The 16,758-nt window shown below is 68.3% G+C and carries 15 protein-coding genes; all 15 read left to right on the plus strand.

The window, feature by feature from the left end:
- Nucleotides 1–43: 43 nt before the first annotated feature.
- The 15 genes from rsmH (at nucleotide 44) to ABFX56_RS14925 (ending at nucleotide 16,682) form a co-directional block, all read left to right on the plus strand.
- Nucleotides 44–997, plus strand: coding sequence for a 16S rRNA (cytosine(1402)-N(4))-methyltransferase RsmH (rsmH, locus tag ABFX56_RS14855; protein WP_346234226.1), 954 nt, complete (start codon nucleotides 44–46; stop codon nucleotides 995–997).
- Nucleotides 994–1,641 (plus strand): cell division protein FtsL, encoded by a 648-nt coding sequence (gene ftsL / locus ABFX56_RS14860; protein WP_346234141.1) that lies wholly within the window; start codon nucleotides 994–996, stop codon nucleotides 1,639–1,641. The genes rsmH and ftsL overlap by 4 nt, the downstream gene beginning before the upstream one ends.
- 39 nt (nucleotides 1,642–1,680) lie before the next feature.
- Complete coding sequence (locus ABFX56_RS14865) at nucleotides 1,681–3,432, plus strand: peptidoglycan D,D-transpeptidase FtsI family protein (RefSeq protein WP_346234142.1); 1,752 nt, start codon at nucleotides 1,681–1,683, stop codon at nucleotides 3,430–3,432.
- 13 nt (nucleotides 3,433–3,445) lie between these two features.
- Nucleotides 3,446–4,984 (plus strand): Mur ligase family protein, encoded by a 1,539-nt coding sequence (locus tag ABFX56_RS14870; RefSeq protein WP_346234143.1) that lies wholly within the window; start codon nucleotides 3,446–3,448, stop codon nucleotides 4,982–4,984.
- Between the two features lie 3 nt (nucleotides 4,985–4,987).
- Complete coding sequence (locus ABFX56_RS14875; RefSeq protein ID WP_346234144.1) at nucleotides 4,988–6,400, plus strand: UDP-N-acetylmuramoyl-tripeptide--D-alanyl-D-alanine ligase; 1,413 nt, start codon at nucleotides 4,988–4,990, stop codon at nucleotides 6,398–6,400.
- The gene (gene mraY, locus ABFX56_RS14880) at nucleotides 6,400–7,503 is read left to right on the plus strand and encodes a phospho-N-acetylmuramoyl-pentapeptide-transferase (RefSeq protein WP_346234145.1); all 1,104 of its coding nucleotides are present in this window, start codon (nucleotides 6,400–6,402) and stop codon (nucleotides 7,501–7,503) included. Before ABFX56_RS14875 ends, mraY begins: the two co-directional genes overlap by 1 nt.
- Complete coding sequence (murD, locus tag ABFX56_RS14885; RefSeq protein ID WP_428834459.1) at nucleotides 7,479–9,026, plus strand: UDP-N-acetylmuramoyl-L-alanine--D-glutamate ligase; 1,548 nt, start codon at nucleotides 7,479–7,481, stop codon at nucleotides 9,024–9,026. The genes mraY and murD overlap by 25 nt, the downstream gene beginning before the upstream one ends.
- A complete protein-coding gene (gene ftsW / locus ABFX56_RS14890) occupies nucleotides 8,983–10,284 on the plus strand; it encodes a putative lipid II flippase FtsW (protein ID WP_346234147.1) in 1,302 nt (433 codons plus the stop codon). Before murD ends, ftsW begins: the two co-directional genes overlap by 44 nt.
- Complete coding sequence (locus ABFX56_RS14895; protein WP_346234148.1) at nucleotides 10,281–11,372, plus strand: UDP-N-acetylglucosamine--N-acetylmuramyl-(pentapeptide) pyrophosphoryl-undecaprenol N-acetylglucosamine transferase; 1,092 nt, start codon at nucleotides 10,281–10,283, stop codon at nucleotides 11,370–11,372. The genes ftsW and ABFX56_RS14895 overlap by 4 nt, the downstream gene beginning before the upstream one ends.
- The gene (murC, locus tag ABFX56_RS14900) at nucleotides 11,369–12,778 is read left to right on the plus strand and encodes a UDP-N-acetylmuramate--L-alanine ligase (protein ID WP_428834460.1); all 1,410 of its coding nucleotides are present in this window, start codon (nucleotides 11,369–11,371) and stop codon (nucleotides 12,776–12,778) included. Before ABFX56_RS14895 ends, murC begins: the two co-directional genes overlap by 4 nt.
- Before the next feature lie 11 nt (nucleotides 12,779–12,789).
- Nucleotides 12,790–13,770 carry an FtsQ-type POTRA domain-containing protein gene (locus ABFX56_RS14905; protein WP_346234149.1) on the plus strand — a complete coding sequence of 327 codons (981 nt, stop codon included), beginning with the start codon at nucleotides 12,790–12,792 and terminating at the stop codon, nucleotides 13,768–13,770.
- Between the two features lie 140 nt (nucleotides 13,771–13,910).
- Nucleotides 13,911–15,053 (plus strand): cell division protein FtsZ, encoded by a 1,143-nt coding sequence (gene ftsZ / locus ABFX56_RS14910; RefSeq protein ID WP_346234150.1) that lies wholly within the window; start codon nucleotides 13,911–13,913, stop codon nucleotides 15,051–15,053.
- Nucleotides 15,054–15,719: a YggS family pyridoxal phosphate-dependent enzyme gene (locus ABFX56_RS14915; protein ID WP_346234151.1), complete on the plus strand. Its 666-nt coding sequence runs from the start codon at nucleotides 15,054–15,056 to the stop codon at nucleotides 15,717–15,719. It begins immediately after the preceding gene.
- A 35-nt stretch (nucleotides 15,720–15,754) separates the two neighbouring features.
- Entirely contained in the window at nucleotides 15,755–16,243 is a 489-nt protein-coding gene (locus ABFX56_RS14920) for a cell division protein SepF (RefSeq protein ID WP_346234152.1), read from the plus strand.
- 127 nt (nucleotides 16,244–16,370) lie between these two features.
- On the plus strand, nucleotides 16,371–16,682 hold the full coding sequence (locus tag ABFX56_RS14925) for a YggT family protein (protein WP_346234228.1): 312 nt from the start codon (nucleotides 16,371–16,373) through the stop codon (nucleotides 16,680–16,682).
- Nucleotides 16,683–16,758 lie beyond the last annotated feature (76 nt).

Below are 16,758 nucleotides of genomic sequence, written 5' to 3' on the forward strand. Positions count from 1 at the left end.
AGCGGATGGGGATCAGGATCAAGGAACTTTGTGTCCGATGCTCATGGCCGACTCCGATATCCACACCCCCGTCATGCTCGAGCGCTGCGTCGAGCTGCTGAGCCCGGCGCTGCAGACGCCCGGCTCGGTGCTGGTCGACGCCACGCTCGGCATGGCAGGGCACGCCGAGGCGTTCCTGACCCGGATGCCGCAGCTGCGGTTCGTCGGACTGGATCGCGACAACGACGCGCTTCAGATCGCCGCCCGCCGGCTGGCTCAGTTCGGCGACCGGGTGCACCTGGTGCACGCCGTCTACGACGAGATGCCCGAGGTGCTCCGTTCGCTGGGCATCGCGGAGGTCGCCGGCATCCTGTTCGACCTCGGCGTCTCCTCCCTGCAGCTGGATCGCACAGAACGCGGCTTCTCCTACTCCCACGACGCCCCGCTGGACATGCGGATGGACGCGCAGTCGCCGCTCACCGCCGAGGTCGTGCTCGCCACCTACAGCGAGGGCGACCTGCGCAGGATCTTCTTCGAATACGGGGAAGAGCGGCTGGCGCCCCGCTACGCGAAGCGCATCGTCGAGCACCGGGCAACGAGCCCGCTGACCAGCTCGGCGCAACTGGTCGATCTCATCGCCGCCGCGACTCCCGCGGCCCTCCACCGCAAGGGCCACCCGGCCAAGCGGGTGTTCCAAGCCCTGCGCATCGAGGTCAATCAGGAACTGGCCGTGCTCGAGCGGGCCATCCCGGCCGCGCTGGACAGCCTGGCCGTGGGAGGCCGGATCGTCGTCTTGGCCTACCACTCCTTGGAAGACCGGATCGTCAAGCAGGCCTTCGCGGCCGGCTCCCACTCCAGCGCCCCCGCCGGGCTGCCCGTCGAACTTCCCGAGCACCGTCCCCAGCTCCGATTGCTCGTCCACGGGGCAGAACAGGCCGGCGACGACGAGAAGGCCGCCAATCCGCGGTCGGCTTCGGTACGACTTCGCGCCGCAGAGCGCCTGAGGAGGGCAGCATGAGCGCCGCCGCATACTCGTTGTCCGCGCGCGCCGCGGACCTCGATGAGGTTCCGCTTCAGCCGCGGCACATCGAGATCGTCTCCAGCCGCAGCCAGCGGCGTGCCAGGCCGCGCACGGTGTACGCGGCGGTCACCGTCGCCGGGTTGTTCGCCATCCTCATCGCCCAGCTCCTGCTCAGCATCGCCGTCTCGGACGGCGCCTACCGGATCGCCGCGCTGCAGGGAGTGCAACGGGAACTCAGCCGCGATCAGCAGACCCTCACGGAACAACTGCACGTGCTGCAGTCGCCGCAGCACCTGGCGGCGAACGCGCAGGCGCTGGGGATGGTGGCCAACACCAGCACGGCGTTCCTGCGGTTGGCTGACGGAGCGGTGATCGGCGCGGCGACCGCCGCCACCGCCAGCGGCGGAAGCGTGATCGGCTCCGACGGTGCGCTGCTGGTACCCGACTCCCTGTTGAAGGATGTGACGTTGGCCGCCCAGCCGGCGACCACCGCCGCCACGGCGGGCCAGCCCGCCCTGATCGGTCAGCCCGCGGTGATCGGCCAGGCCGCGACCCAGGATGCGAGCGTGGGCGCGCCTGCCGACGGCGCGGCATCCGGTTCAGTAGCGTCGGCACAGATACCCGCGCCGATCACTCGGTGAACCAATACAGGTGAATCAGTACAGAGGAACCCCGACCCGGTGAACAGCCCACGAAGAACCCGCCGCAGGCTGGTGCTGGCCGTGCTGATGACCGTCGCCATCGTCGCGGTGTTCGTGGTGAGGCTGGTGGACATCCAGCTGGTGCGCGCCGATGAACTCAATACGGCCTCGCTGAACAAGCGCGCGGTCGCGCAGACCGTGTATGCCGCCCGTGGCAACATCGTCGACACGAACGGGGTGGTGCTGGCGGACAGTGTCATCCGCTACGACATCACCGCGTCGCCGAAGAACGCGAACGCGTTCGAGCGCACCGACAAGAACAAGGTGACCAGCAGTGTCTCGGTGTTCAAGGCCGTCACCGAGATCGCCACGATCACCGGAGGGGACCCGAGCGCCATGCTGCTCGCGGTCACCAAGGATCGCACCTCCGACTTCACCTACCTCACCAAGAGTGTTGACACCGCCACCTACCGGGCCGTGCGCGATCTCGGGATCCCCTGGGTGTACTTTCAGAATCACCCGATCCGCACCTACCCGAACGGTGCCGTGGCCGGCAACATCGTCGGGTTCGTCGGCACCGACGGTCCGCAAAACGGTATCGAGACGGTGGAGAACTCCTGTCTGGCCGCCAAAGACGGTTCCTCCACCTACGAGCGCGGTGCCGACGGCGTTCGGATTCCGGGCAGCACGGTGACGACGAAACCGGCGGTCCCTGGCGGCACTGTGACGCTCACCCTCGAGAGCGACCTGCAGTTCTTCGTGCAGCAGGCGATCGCCGAGCAGGCCATCGCCATCGGCGCCCAATCCGCGTCGGCGCTGGTGGTGCGGGTCAAGGACAACCACCTGCTGGCCGCGGCGGACTGGCCCAGTGTCGATCCGAACAACGTCGACGGCACCCCGGTGGGGAACCTGGGCGCCCTGTCGTTCACCGGTGCCTACGAACAGGGGTCGACCTTCAAAGGCATGACCGCGGCCATGCTCATCGACAAGGGCGTGGCCAGCCCGACCACGGGCATTGTCGTGCCGAGCGTCTTCCATACCCCGGAGGGCGGTGTGGTGCACGACGCGTTTTACCACCCGGATTTGAACCTCACCCTCACCGGCGTGCTGCAGATGTCCTCGAACATCGGCATCTCGATCCTCGGCAACCGGCTCTCACCGGCCGTGCGGTATGACTACATGCGCAAGTTCGGGTTGGGGGAGAAGACGGCCGTCGACTTCCAGGGCGAGACACCGGGCATCCTGCACAAGACCTGGGACGCCCAGACCAAGTACAACGTCACCTACGGGCAGGGCGTGTCCGCCAGCGATGCGCAGGTCATCGACATCTATCAGACGCTCGCCAACGGCGGGATGCGTCTGCCGCTGACCTTGGTGCAGAGCTGCACCAAGCCCGACGGCACCGTGGTGACGCCGGAGCGGCCCGCCGGGGTGCGGGTGGTCTCCGAGCAGGCGGCGAAGACCACGGTCAACATGCTGGAGAGCGTCGCGACCCGCGGCGAGCTGGCCCCGCAACTGCAGATCCCGGGGTACCGGGTGGCGGCCAAGAGCGGAACCGGCGAGGTTCCCGGCCCCGGCGGCTACACCGGCGAGCGCGTCGTCTCGGTCGTGGGCATCGCGCCGGCCGAGAACCCGGAGTACGTCGTTCTCGTCTCCTATGTCAAGCCGCGTATCATGAAGACGTCGGCCGCAGCGGCCCCGACCTTCAGAAAAATCATGACGCAAGTGCTCAAAACGCACCGTGTCCCCCCGTCGACAACACCATCGACCAGCCCACCGGCGACATGGTGAGAAAGAGATCGTCTTGACTGCTCGGATTCCTCCGGTGCTCCGACCGGAGCATCCGTCCGCCAGATCGCTCGCCGGATTGGCCGCTGACTTCGGATTGGACCATCGCGGTGCCCTCGAGGGCATCGACATCACCGGCATCACCGTGCGCACCAGCGAGGTGCAGCCTGGCGATCTGTTCGTCGGGATACACGGCACCCACGAGCACGGGGCCCGGTACGCGGCCCAGGCCAAGGAACGCGGCGCGGTGGCCATCCTCACCGACGAAGACGGTTCACGGCTGGCCGCCGACAGCGGACTGCCGATCGTGATCGTGGATGCGCCGCGCAGTGCGCTGGGCGAGGTGTCCGCCTGGGTCTACCAGACCGCGGACCACCCGCCGCTGCTGCTCGGCGTCACCGGCACGAACGGCAAGACCTCGACGGTGTACCTGCTCGAGGCGATCCTCAAACAGCTCGGCCTGGTCACCGGTCTCAGCTCGACGGCGGAACGCCACATCGGCGACCTCAATGTGGTCAGCAGACTGACCACGCCCGAAGCCAGCGAGATGCACGCCCTGCTGGCCAGGATGCGCGAGAACCAGGTGCGGGCCGCCGCCATCGAGGTCAGCGCGCAGGCGCTCAGCAGCAACCGCATCGACGGCCTCATGTTCGACGTCGTGGCCTTCACCAACCTCAGCCACGACCACCTGGACGACTACGCGGACCTCGACGAATACTTCGCGGCCAAGCTGAGGTTCTTCGAACCAGAGCACGGCAAACGCGGCGTGGTGTCGCTGGATTCCATATGGGGGGCGCGCGTGGTCGACGAGTCCCGGATCCCGGTCACCACCATCTCCGCCACCAGCGGCATCGTGGGGGAGTGGAACGTCGAGATCCTGGACGAGCATGCCGCATACACCCGGTTCCGGCTCACCGGACCGGAGGGCAAGTCCCTGACCACGAAGGTTCCGCTGATCGGCTGGCACATGGCCGCCAACGCGGCACTGGCCATCGTGATGCTCGTGGAAGCCGGATTCGAACTCGAGGCGCTCGACCACGCCCTGCAGGGCGGCATCGACGCCTATCTGCCCGGCCGCACCGAGCGAGTCTCCGGGGACACCGGACCGTCGGTGTACGTGGACTTCGGTCACAGCCCCGACGCGTTTCTCAACACGCTCGCCGCGGTCCGCAAGGTCACCTCGGGCCACCTGATCATGGTGTTCGGCGCCGACGGCGACCGGGACGCCACCAAACGCCACGAGATGGGACGGGTGGCATCCGAGGGCTCCGACATCCTGGTGATCACCGACCACCATCCGCGCTTCGAGGACCCGCAATCGATCCGGTCGACGCTGATCGAGGGAGCCGGTTTAGCCGAGCACCAGGCGCAACTGCACGAAGTGGCCCAACCGGAACAGGCGATCCGCTACGCGGTGTCGCTGGCCGGGCCGGGGGACTCGATTCTCTGGGCCGGGCCGGGACACCAGGACTACCGCGACATCCGCGGGGTGCGCACCCCATACTCGGCGCGGCAGGAAGCCCGCGATGCGCTGTGTGAAGCCGGCTGGGCGTAGGCCGTGATCGCACTGACGCTGGCCGAGATTGCGGCCTCGACCGACGGCGCCCTGCACCTGCCCGACGGGTCCTCAGCCACCGTGGACGGCACCGTTGTGAGCGGCACCGTGCAGACCGACTCGCGGCGGGTGACACCCGGGTCGATCTTCTTCGCACTGCCGGGGGAGACCACCGATGGACACCTGTTCGTCCCCGCCGCCATCGACGCCGGTGCCGCCCTCGTGGTGACCGAACGTCACCTTGACGTCGCGGTGCCGCAGATCGTGGTCGCCTCCGGAGTTGCGGCGCTGGCGGCACTGGCGCACACCGTCGTAGCCCGCGTACGGGCCGAGGGTTCCCTGTCGGTGGTGGGAATCACCGGTTCCAACGGCAAGACCACCACCAAGAACATGGTGCGCGCCATCCTGGAACGCTCCGGCCCGACCGTGGCTCCGGAGGGGTCGTACAACAACCACGTCGGCGCGCCGCTGTCGATGCTCGCCGTCGATCACACCACCCGGTACCTGGTCGTCGAGATGGGTACCAACCATGTGGGGGACATCGCCAAGCTGGTCTCCATCGTCACCCCCGACGTCGCCGTCGTGCTCAAGGTCGGCTTCGCCCACGCCGGGGATTTCGGCTCGCTCGCCGTCACGCAGCGCGCGAAGGCGGAGATGGTGACCGCGTTGCCCGCCGACGCCGTCGCGGTGCTCAACATCGACGACGATCTGGTCGCCCAGATGGCGTCGATGACCGCCGCCCGCGTCGTCTGGTTCGGGCTCAGTGAGGGAGCCGACGTCCGAGCCGATCGCATCGACGCCAGCATCGACGGCACCTCCTTCACCGTCAGTCGACACGGCGCCACCCACCGGGTGAGCCTGCGCATCCTCGGTGAACATCACGTGATGAACGCCCTGGCCGCCTTGGCCGTCGCCGACCAGCTCGGGGTTCCGGTGGCGGAGGCAATCGGCGCCATCGAAGACATGGTCAAGGCGGAGCGGTGGCGAATGGAGGTGCTGCACCCCGGCGGCGGCATCGTCGTCATCAACGACGCCTACAACGCCAGCCCGGACTCCACCGCCGCCGCCCTGAAGACCCTCGCCCAAATCACCGGGCCGCAGCAGCGCTCGGTCGCCGTGCTCGGCGAGATGGCGGACCTCGGCGACATCGCCGACGAGGAACACGACCGCATCGGACGGCTCGTGGTGCGCCTGAACATCGCCAAGCTCGTCGTCGTCGGCCACCGCGCCCGCCACATCCACAACGCCGCAGGGCTCGAGGGATCCTGGAACTTCGAATCGGTGCTCGTGCCCGACGCCGATGCCGCGCTGGACTTCCTGCACACCGAACTGCGCAGCGGCGACGTGGTGCTGGTCAAGTCGTCGAACTCCGCGAAACTCCGCTTCCTCGGTGATCGTCTGGGCGGGGTCAGCTAGTGCTCGCGCTCCTGTTCGCCGCCGGCCTGTCGATGATCTTCACCCTGGCCCTCACCCCGGTCTTCGCGCGGTCGTTCCGGCGGATGAATCTGGGCCAGTTCATCCGGGCAGACACGCCGACGACGCACGTGCTCAAACGCGGCACCCCCACCATGGGCGGGGTGATCTTCATCACCGGCGCCCTGGTCGGCTATTTCGGCGGACACCTCCTCGGCGGCGGACGCCCGAGCGCCTCCGCGCTGCTGGTCATCCTGATGATGGTGGGCGTCGGCTTCATCGGGTTCGTCGACGACTTCATGAAGGTCAGCCGGCACAACAGCCTCGGCCTGGCCGGGCCGTTCAAAATTCTCGGCACCGTCATCGTGGCCATCGTCTTCGCCATCCTCGCGCTCACCCACGAAGACTCCACCGGCGTCACCCCCGCCTCAACGGCAGTGTCGTTCGTGCGGGACCTCCCGTTCGACTTCGTCGTGATCTTCGGCGGCAGCATCGGCGTCATCGTCTTCGTCGCCTGGATCGCGTTCATCACCACCAGCGTGTCGAACGCCGTCAACCTCACAGACGGCCTCGATGGCCTGGCGGCCGGCGCGTCGATCTTCGCCATCGGCTCGTACATCATCATCGGGTTCTGGCAGAACCAGCAGAACTGCCTCGGGAAAGTTCTCGAGGAGAACGTGTTCAAGTGCTACACGGTCTCCCAACCGTTCGACCAGGCCACCATCGCCGCCGCCATCGTCGGATCGCTGATCGGGTTCCTCTGGTGGAACACCTCCCCAGCCCAGGTGATGATGGGCGACACCGGGGCCTTCGCCCTCGGCGGCGCCCTCGCCGCGCTGGCGATCCTGTCCCGCACCGAACTGCTGTTGATGCTCATCGGCGGCCTGTTCGTCATGGTCACCGGATCGGTGATCCTGCAACGCGCATACTTCAAGCTCACCAAGGGCAAGCGCATCTGGCGGGCCACCCCGATCCACCACCATTTCGAGATGAAGGGCTGGCCGGAGGTCACGATCGTCGTGCGGTTCTGGATCATCTCCGGATTGTTCGTCGCCGCCGGCGTCGGCATCTTCTATCTCGAATGGGTCTCGCGAGTCGCACCGTGAGACAGGCGCGCGAAGTAGAATCCCTCACCGGATGGAGCGCGCCGTGGCAGGGACTGCGCGTGGCGGTGCTCGGGCTCGGGGTCACCGGTTTCTCGGTGGCAGACACCCTCGCCGAACTCGGCGCCGATGCGACGGTGTTCGCGTCATCCGCGGACGAGAAGACGGCCGACCTGCTCGAGGTGATCGGGGTCCCGCTGGTCCTGGCCGACCTGCAGAGTCCGGACGGGCACGCGGAGAGCGATCTGGAGACGTTCGCCCCCGAGCTGCTGGTCGTCTCGCCGGGCTTCCCGCCGCGGCATCCGCTCGTGGCCTGGGCCACCGACCACGGCGTTCCGGTCTGGGGCGACGTGGAATTGGCCTGGCGGCTGCGCGACAAGACCGCCGCGGCGCCGTGGCTGGCGATCACCGGCACCAACGGCAAGACCACGACCGTGCAACTCACCGCCGCGATGCTCACTGCCGCCGGCCGCCGGATCGCCGCGTGCGGGAACGTCGGTATGCCGGTGCTTGACGCGATCCGCGACCCGGCCGGGTTCGACGCCCTGGTGGTCGAGCTGTCGAGCTTTCAACTGCACTACATCCACAGCATTTCCCCGCACGCGAGCGTGTGCCTCAACATCGCCGACGACCACCTGGACTGGCACGGTTCGGCGCAGGCCTACCGGGCCGCGAAGGCCAAGGTCTACCGGAACACCGAAGCGGTGTGCCTGTTCAACCGGGCGGACGACGCCACCAGAGCGATGGTGGAGGAGGCCGACGTTGTCGAGGGCGCCCGGGCCGTGGGGTTCGGCCTGGGGATTCCCGCGCCCGGCGACCTGGGCGTGGTCGACGGCATCCTCTGCGAGCGAGCGTTCCACAAGGATTACCAGCGTTCGGCGGTGGAACTGATCTCCATCGACCGGCTGGCCGCGGCCGGGTTGGACAGTGCACACATGGTGCAGAACGTGCTCGCGGCCGCCGGGCTCGCTCTCAGCCTCGGCACGCCGCCCAGCGCCATCCGCACCGCCCTCGGTGGCTTCCACGTCGACCACCACCGCACCCAGGTCGTGGCCGAACACGGCGGAATCCGCTGGGTGGACGATTCCAAGGCCACCAACCCGCACGCCGCCCGCGCCGCCCTGAAGTCAGCCCCTTCGGTGGTCTGGATCGTGGGTGGGTTGTTCAAGGGCGTGGATGTGGCGCAGCTGGTGGAAAGCGAGGCCGGCCGGTTGCGCGCCGCAGTGCTGATCGGCGCCGAGCGCGGCGAGGTCCTCGCGGCATTCAAGCGACACGCGCCGGCGCTCCCGGTGTTCGAGGTCGACACCGTTGACACTGATCAAGTGATGCCGACCGCCGTGAGGCTGGCGGCTGCTGTGGCCCGCAGCGGGGACACGGTGCTCTTGGCCCCGGCTGCCGCATCCATGGATCAGTTCAAGAACTACGCCGACCGGGGATCCAGATTCGCGGCGGCTGTGAACGAGATGTTGGGAGGTGGGGCGGATGACGACAAGCCTTCCTCGCCAGCAGCCTCGCCGCAGCGGTAAGCCGAGGGCACGCGGGCGCGACACCACGGAACCGCCCGCCTCGCTGATTTCCGGCCCGCACCGCGGCACCGGCGCCGCCGTCGTCGCCGTCAAGAAGATCTTCGCCGCCGAGACCGGCAACTTCTTCCTGCTGCTGGGAGCGACGCTGTTCCTGGTCACCTTCGGGCTGGTGATGGTGCTGTCGTCCTCCGCCGTGTCGTCGTACAAGGACACCGAGGACTCCTTCAGCGGCTTCGCCCGGCAGGGTATGTTCGCTATGCTCGGGGTGCCGTTGATGCTGATCGCCTCCAGGATGCCTGCCGTGTTCTGGCGCAAGTGGGCCGGCATCGCCATGGTGGTGGCGGTCGGGCTGCAGTTCCTCGTCGTGGCAACGCCGCTCGGCGTCGAACACGGCGGCAACCGCAACTGGATCAGCCTGGGCTCGGTCAGCGTGCAACCGTCCGAACTGGCCAAGGTAGCCCTGGTCATCTGGCTGGCCATGATCCTGGCCAGGAAACGCGATGTGCTGGAGGACTGGCGGGAACTGGCGTTCCCGCTGGTGCCCGTCGCCGGAGCGGCGATCGGCTTCGTGCTGCTCGGGCAAGACCTCGGCACGTCGATCATCATGATCGCCATGGTGTTCGGCGCGCTGTTCTTCGCCGGCGTGCGACTGCGGCACCTGTTCATCCCGCTGGTAGTGATTGGGGCGGTCGGGCTCGCACTGGGTAGCGCCACCAACTCGCGCCAGGACCGGATCTCGGCCTGGCTGAGCGGATGCTCCTCCGACGCCGACTACTCCGGCCTGTGCTGGCAGACCCTGCACGGCTGGTGGGCTCTGGCCTCCGGCGGGCTGTTCGGCGTCGGACTGGGCAACTCGAAGGCGAAATGGTCCTGGCTGCCGGAGGCCGACAACGACTTCATCTTCGCCATCGTCGGCGAGGAACTCGGGCTGATCGGCGCCGTGCTCGTGCTCGTCCTGTTCATCGTGCTGGCCATCGCGTTCGTGCGGATCATCCGCGCCAACACCGACCCGTTCGCGCGGGTGGCGGTGAGCGTGGTGATGATGTGGATCATCGGGCAGGCGTTCGTCAATATCGCCGTGGTGCTGGGGATGCTGCCGGTGCTCGGGGTGCCGCTGCCGCTGATCTCGGCAGGCGGCTCGGCCCTGGTGACCTCCCTCGTCGCGATCGGGATCGTGTTGTCGTTCGCCCGGCATCCGGTGGTGCAGGGGGCCGTTGACCAGTACCAGCCGGCCGGCGGAAAGCCGCGCAGCCGGTGACCCGCTATCTTCTGGCCGGCGGCGGAACCGCCGGTCACGTCAACCCGTTGCTGGCCGTGGCCGATCGCATCCGGGACCGCGAACCCGAGGCCGTCGTGCTGGTGCTGGGCACGGCGCAGGGCCTGGAGTCACGGCTGGTCCCGGCCCGCGGGTACCGGCTGCTGGTCGTGGACCGGCTGCCCTTCCCGCGCAGCCTGTCGGCATCGGTCGCCCGGTTCCCGGGACGCTTCCGCGCCATCGTGCGCAGCGTGCGCAACCTGATCACAGAACACGCCATCGATGTGGTGGTCGGATTCGGCGGCTACGTGTCCGCTCCCGCCTACCTGGCGGCACGCGCCGAAAAGGTGCCGATCGTGATCCACGAGGCGAACGCCAAGCCCGGGATGGCCAACCGGCTCGGCAGCGTGATGACCGGTCACGTCGGCGTCGCCTTCTCCGGCACCCCGCTGGCGCGGGCACGCCTGGTCGGCATGCCGCTGCGCCGCGAGATCGAACGCCTCGACCGGCACGCCACCCGGCGCGAGGCGATGGCGTTCTTCGGGCTGGACGCGCAGCGGCTGACCCTCCTGGTCACCGGCGGATCGCAGGGCGCCCGGCAACTCAACGAGACGATCTACGCGGCCGCGGCATCGATCCTCGGAACCGGATGGCAGCTGCTGCACATCACCGGCGAGAGGTCGGACCTGCCGGCCTCGGAACTGCCCGGCTACGTGATGGTGCGCTACTGCGACCGGATGGAGCTGGCCCTGTCCGCCGCGGACCTGGTGGTGTCGCGGGCCGGCGCGGCCACGGTGAGCGAACTGATGGGCCTCGGACTCCCCGCCGTCTACGTGCCGCTGGCCATCGGAAACGGCGAACAGCGCCGCAACGCACAATCCCAGGTCGCCGCCGGCGGCGCACTGATCGTGAAGAACTCGCAGTTCACCCCGCAGTGGGTCTCTTCGCAGCTGGTGCCGTTGCTGCTGGACCGCCCACGCATCGCCGACATGGCGGCCCGCACCAGCGCGATCGGCACGCGCGACGGTGCCGATCGCACCGTCGACCTCATCCAGGATGCCCTTCGCGGCACTCGAAAGCAGCGACAGTGATCAAATCGGACTTCTCGCAGGCTATGCCCCAGCAGGTGGGCACGGCGCACTTCGTCGGCATCGGCGGCGCGGGGATGAGCGGCATCGCCCACCTCTTCGTCGCGGCGGGCATCTCGGTCAGCGGGTCGGACATCCGCGACACCGACGCGGTGCGCGCGCTGCGAGCCGAAGGCGTGAAGGTGGCCATCGGCCACGCTGCAGAGAACGTTCTCGCCGCAGATACCGTGGTGGTCACCGGGGCCATCGCGCAGGACAACCCGGAATACCTTGCGGCCCGCGCCGCCGGCATCCCCGTGGTGCACCGCGCCGTGGCACTGGCGTGGCTGACCGAGCGGCACCGCGTGGTGGCGGTCGCCGGCGCCCACGGCAAAACCACCTCCACGGCGATGATCGTCACCGCCCTGCTGCGGCTGGGCGCCGATCCGAGCTTCGTCAACGGCGGTGTGCTCAGCGCTCTCGGCGTGAGCTCCGCCGTCGGCGCGGGCGACCTGTTCGTGGTTGAAGCCGACGAATCCGACGGGTCGTTCCTGCTGTACAACACCGCCGTCGCCCTCGTGACCAACGTCGACCCCGACCACCTGGACCACTACGGGTCCCGCGAGGCCTTCGAGGACGCGTTCGTGCGGTTCGCCGGCAACGCCTCCGAACTGGTCGTGATCTCCAGCGACGACCCCGGAGCGGTGCAGACCACGCAGCGGCTGCACGCCGCACAGGTGATCACGTTCGGCCAGGCATCCGGCGCCGACGTGCGGCTGCACTCCGTGGTCTCCGGCGACTCCGTGTCGTTCGTGCTGCGCTATCTCGGCACCGACTACCCGGCAACCCTCACCGTGCCCGGGCTGCACAACGCGCTCAACGCCGCCGGGGCATTCGGCGTGCTGGTCGGGCTGGGCTATCCGCCCCGCGAGGCCTTGGCCGCGATCGCCGAATTCGAGGGCACGCATCGCCGGTTCGAGTTCAAAGGTCAGGTGCGCGGCGTGCGCGTCTACGACGATTTCGCGCACCACCCCACCGAGATCGCCGCGGCGCTGTCCGCTGCCCGCGGCGTCGTCGGCGCCGGCCGGCTGCTGCCGATCTTCCAGCCGCATCTCTACAGCCGCACCCGGCTGCTGGCCGCCGACTTCGCGCACACCTTCGAAACCCTGGCCGACCACACCACGGTGGTGCCGATTTACGGGGCCAGGCAGGACCCGGAGCCCGGAGTGACCGGGCAGCTGATCACCGACCGCTTCGAGCACCCCGACGGCGCGCGCTACCTGGCCGACTGGCGTCAGGCGGCCGAGCACGCCGCATCCGTCGCCCGCGATGGCGACATCGTGCTCACCATGGGCGGCGGAGACATCTACCGAATCGTCCCAGATGTGCTGCACGCGCTCGAGGAGCGCGGCCAGGGCCCGCGGAACTGACGGAGCGTTCGATGAAGCGACCACAGGGCTTCGATCGGCCGGCGGCCACGACACCGGCAGACACGCCGGAACCCCGCCAGGCGAAACGACGCACGCCCGCCAAACTCACCGTGCCGAAGTTCACCCTGCCGAAGCTCACCGCACCGGCCGGCGCCCAGGCGCCAGCCGACGACACGACGGTGGCCGCCGACATACAGACGAAGCTGGCCGCCGCCAAGCGGCCCGGCCGCGAGCTGGCCAAGATCGCCAGACAGCGCCGCCGCTACGAGAAAAGCGAGGTACGGCGCTTCACCAGGCGGTCCCGGCATCGCAGGGCGGCCTGGTTGACCACCGGCTCGCTGATCCTGCTGCTGGCGGCCCTGGTGGCGGTGGCGGTCTACTCCCCGCTGCTGGCGCTGCGCACCATCACCATCGACGGTGCCTCCCGGGTGAAGGCCAGCGAGGTGCACTCGGCGATCGACGGGCAACTGGGCACCCCGCTCGCGCTGGTGGACTACGGCACGATCAGGAAGGAACTGTCCGCGTTCCCGCTGATCAGGAGTTTCGTGACCGAAACGGTTCCGCCGGACACCCTGGTGATCCACATCGTCGAGCGGCAGCCGGTCGGATCGCTGGCCACCTCTTCCGGCTACGACGTCGTCGACCCCGCCGGCGTTGTGATCCAATCGGCGGCCGAGCGTCCGGCCGGTATGCCGCTGATCGATATCGGCGGCGCCTCCTCCGACAGCCCGGCGTTCAAGGCGGTGGTCGAGGTGCTGTTGGCGCTGCCGGACTCGATGCTCGCCACCGTCGAAAGCGCCACGGCGCAGACCAAGGACGATGTCACCTTCGTGCTCGCCGGTGTCGGGCAGCGCGTGGTCTGGGGCAGCGCCGACCGTTCCGCGCTCAAGTCCCGCGTGCTGCAGGAGCTCATCGCGACCCAGGATCCGGCGCACCGCGTGGAGTACGACGTGACCGCGCCGCTGAGCCCGGTGCTCCGGCCGGTGGGCTGAGAATCCGCCGCATGTCGCGACACGCGGGAGCGCTTGCCGCAGCAGCAGGCCGCTCGCCCGTAGCTTTCTAATCAGAAATGCATACTGAGCATAACTTTAAGCTTCTACCTGAGGTTGACAGTTTCCAGCGGAGGCCCGACGTGACATCGAACCAGAACTACCTAGCAGTGATCAAGGTCGTCGGAATCGGCGGCGGCGGCGTGAACGCTGTCAACCGGATGATCGAACTCGGCCTGCGTGGGGTCGAGTTCATCGCCATCAACACCGACGCGCAAGCCCTCTTGCTCAGCGACGCGGACGTCAAGCTCGACGTCGGTCGTGAGATCACCAGGGGCCTGGGCGCTGGCGCCGATCCCGAGGTGGGTCGACGCGCCGCGGAGGACCACGCCGAGGAGATCGAAGAGGCCCTCGCTGGGGCCGACATGGTGTTCGTCACGGCGGGGGAGGGCGGCGGAACCGGCACCGGTGGCGCTCCCATCGTCGCCCGCATCGCCCGATCGATCGGCGCGTTGACGATCGGCGTTGTGACCAGGCCGTTCGGCTTCGAGGGCAAGCGCCGGGCGGCACAAGCCGAGCTGGGCATCACCACGCTGAAGAACGAGGTCGACACGCTCATCGTGGTGCCGAACGACCGGCTACTGGAGATCAGCGACCGGGGCATCAGCTTCCTGGAAGCCTTTGCGACCGCCGACCAGGTGCTCCTCGCCGGCGTGCAGGGCATCACCGACCTGATCACCACCCCCGGCCTGATCAACCTCGACTTCGCCGACGTGAAGTCGGTGATGCAGGGCGCAGGATCCGCGCTGATGGGCATCGGCTCCTCGCGCGGCGCCGACCGGGCCATCAAGGCCGCGGAACTGGCCGTCGCGTCACCGCTGCTGGAAGCGAGCATCGACGGCGCCCACGGCGTGCTGCTGTCGATCCAGGGCGGTTCCAACCTCGGCATCTTTGAGATCAACGACGCGGCGCGTCTGGTGCAGGAGGCGGTGCATCCGGAGGCCAACATCATCTTCGGCGCCGTGATCGACGACACCCTCGGCGACGAGGTGCGGGTCACCGTGATCGCCGCCGGGTTCGACGGCGGCGAGCCGTCGGCCAAGAAGCAGGAGCGTCGCTCGACCTTCGTCATGGCAGGGGCGCCGGAGCCGGCGTTCGCCCAGGGACAAGAAGCGCGCGAGCCGGCAGCGGAGTGGTCGGGGGAGGCGGAGCCGCCCGCGGCACCGAAGGACCCGATCTTCGACGGGGAGGCCGACGACCTGGACATCCCGGACTTCCTCAGGTAGATGCTGGCGGAACGACTGGAGGCGGTGCGCTCGGGGGTCGCGGATGCCGCCGCGGCGGCGGGCCGCAGCGCGGCGGAGATCACCCTGATCGCCGTCACCAAGTTCCAGCCGGCCACGCTGGTACGGGAACTGTTCGAGCTCGGCATCCGGGATTTCGGTGAGAGTAGGCATCAGGAGGCGCGCGCCAAGGCCGCCGAGCTCGCTGAACTGCCGCTCACCTGGCACTTCGTGGGACAGTTGCAGACCAAGAAGGCGCGCCAGGTGAGCAGCTATGCAAGCGTGATCCACTCGGTCGATCGGGTCGCGCTCGTTGATGCGCTTGCCGACGCCACGCAGCGCCTGGACTGTTTCGTGCAACTGAACCTCACGGCTGACCCGGGCCGCGGCGGGGTCGCCACGGCGGACCTCGAACCGCTGGTGGAGCGGGTGGTCGCCGCGCCGGGCCTGCGACTGCTCGGGGTGATGGCAGTGGCACCGCTCGGTGCCGACCCCCGCCGGTCGTTCGCCGCGGTGCGAGCCGCCTCGGAGCGCGTGGTCGCGATCGACCCGGCGGCGGCCTGGATCTCCGCCGGCATGTCCGGCGACTACCGCGAGGCGATCCTCGAAGGTGCGACACACCTGAGGATCGGCACCGCAATCACCGGAAACCGGCCCGCGGCCGGTTAATCTGAAGATACGTGTTTCACCACAGGAGGCAAGAAATGGCCAATCCGCTACGCAAGACCATGGTTTATCTGGGGCTCGCCGACGAGGATCTCGACTACGAGGACGCCACTGCCCACACGCCCGCCGCCCCGGCGCCCGCGCCGCAGCCGGTTCACCAATCCCCGGCCGCGATGTCGAACCGTGCGCCCGTTACGCCGTTGCGGCGCTCGTCGACGCCCCGCACCGCACCGCCCGCCCAGATGAACGAGATCCTCACCGTGCATCCGCGCCAGTACCGCGACGCCCAAGTCATCGCCGAAAGCTTCCGGGAGGGCATCCCGGTCATCATCAACCTGACCCAGATGAGCGAGGCCGACGCACGCCGCCTCATCGACTTCGCCAGCGGGCTGTCCCAGGGACTCTACGGGAAGATCGAGCGCGTGACCTCGAAGGTGTTCCTGCTTTCGCCGGCGAACGTCGCGGTGAGCGGCGAAGGCGTCGACGTCGGCTCGGATGTCGACGCATCGTTCTTCGTGCATTCCTGATCGCGGTGGTCACTCCTGACCGCGATGCGCACTTCATCGCGCTGCCAGCGGCCGCACGGCAGTTCAGCCGGAACGCGGGTCTGATACTGAACGCCGGTATCGCACGGAACGCGAGTATGACACTGTGATGCTGGTATCGATCGTCGCGACGATCCTGTACTACCTGCTGCTGATGTATTTCTTCGTGCTCTGGGCCCGGTTCATCCTGGATCTGCTCCGCAACTTCTCCAGGAGCTGGCGCCCGCGCGGGCTCGGCCTGGTGCTCGCCGAGATCGTGTTCTCACTCACGGATCGGCCGATCCGGATGCTCAGACGGGTGATCCCACCGGTACGGGTCGGCGGAGCCGCGCTCGATTTCGCCTGGAGCATCGTCATGCTCGTGGTCATCATCCTGATTTACATCACCCTCGCGCTGAGCGAGTCGTACATCGGTGTGTAATCTGTGATGGTGACCGCAGGTCACCCGGAGCGGGGGCCCATCCCGCTCCTAAACTTTGCTAGCGTTAACCGAACGT

The sequence above is a fragment of the Parafrigoribacterium mesophilum genome, from assembly GCF_039652555.1.
Classification (GTDB): Bacteria; Actinomycetota; Actinomycetes; order Actinomycetales; family Microbacteriaceae; genus Parafrigoribacterium; species Parafrigoribacterium mesophilum.

What these genes read in the sequence shown, in the direction of transcription:
- rsmH (WP_346234226.1), top strand. Translation starts at nt 44, where the DNA reads ATGGCCGACTCCGATATCCACACCCCCGTCATGCTCGAGCGCTGCGTC.
- ftsL (WP_346234141.1), top strand. Translation starts at nt 994, where the DNA reads ATGAGCGCCGCCGCATACTCGTTGTCCGCGCGCGCCGCGGACCTCGAT.
- murD (WP_428834459.1), top strand. Translation starts at nt 7,479, where the DNA reads ATGGGTCTCGCGAGTCGCACCGTGAGACAGGCGCGCGAAGTAGAATCC.
- ftsW (WP_346234147.1), top strand. Translation starts at nt 8,983, where the DNA reads ATGACGACAAGCCTTCCTCGCCAGCAGCCTCGCCGCAGCGGTAAGCCG.
- ABFX56_RS14905 (WP_346234149.1), top strand. Translation starts at nt 12,790, where the DNA reads ATGAAGCGACCACAGGGCTTCGATCGGCCGGCGGCCACGACACCGGCA.
- ABFX56_RS14915 (WP_346234151.1), top strand. Translation starts at nt 15,054, where the DNA reads ATGCTGGCGGAACGACTGGAGGCGGTGCGCTCGGGGGTCGCGGATGCC.
- ABFX56_RS14920 (WP_346234152.1), top strand. Translation starts at nt 15,755, where the DNA reads ATGGCCAATCCGCTACGCAAGACCATGGTTTATCTGGGGCTCGCCGAC.
- ABFX56_RS14925 (WP_346234228.1), top strand. Translation starts at nt 16,371, where the DNA reads ATGCTGGTATCGATCGTCGCGACGATCCTGTACTACCTGCTGCTGATG.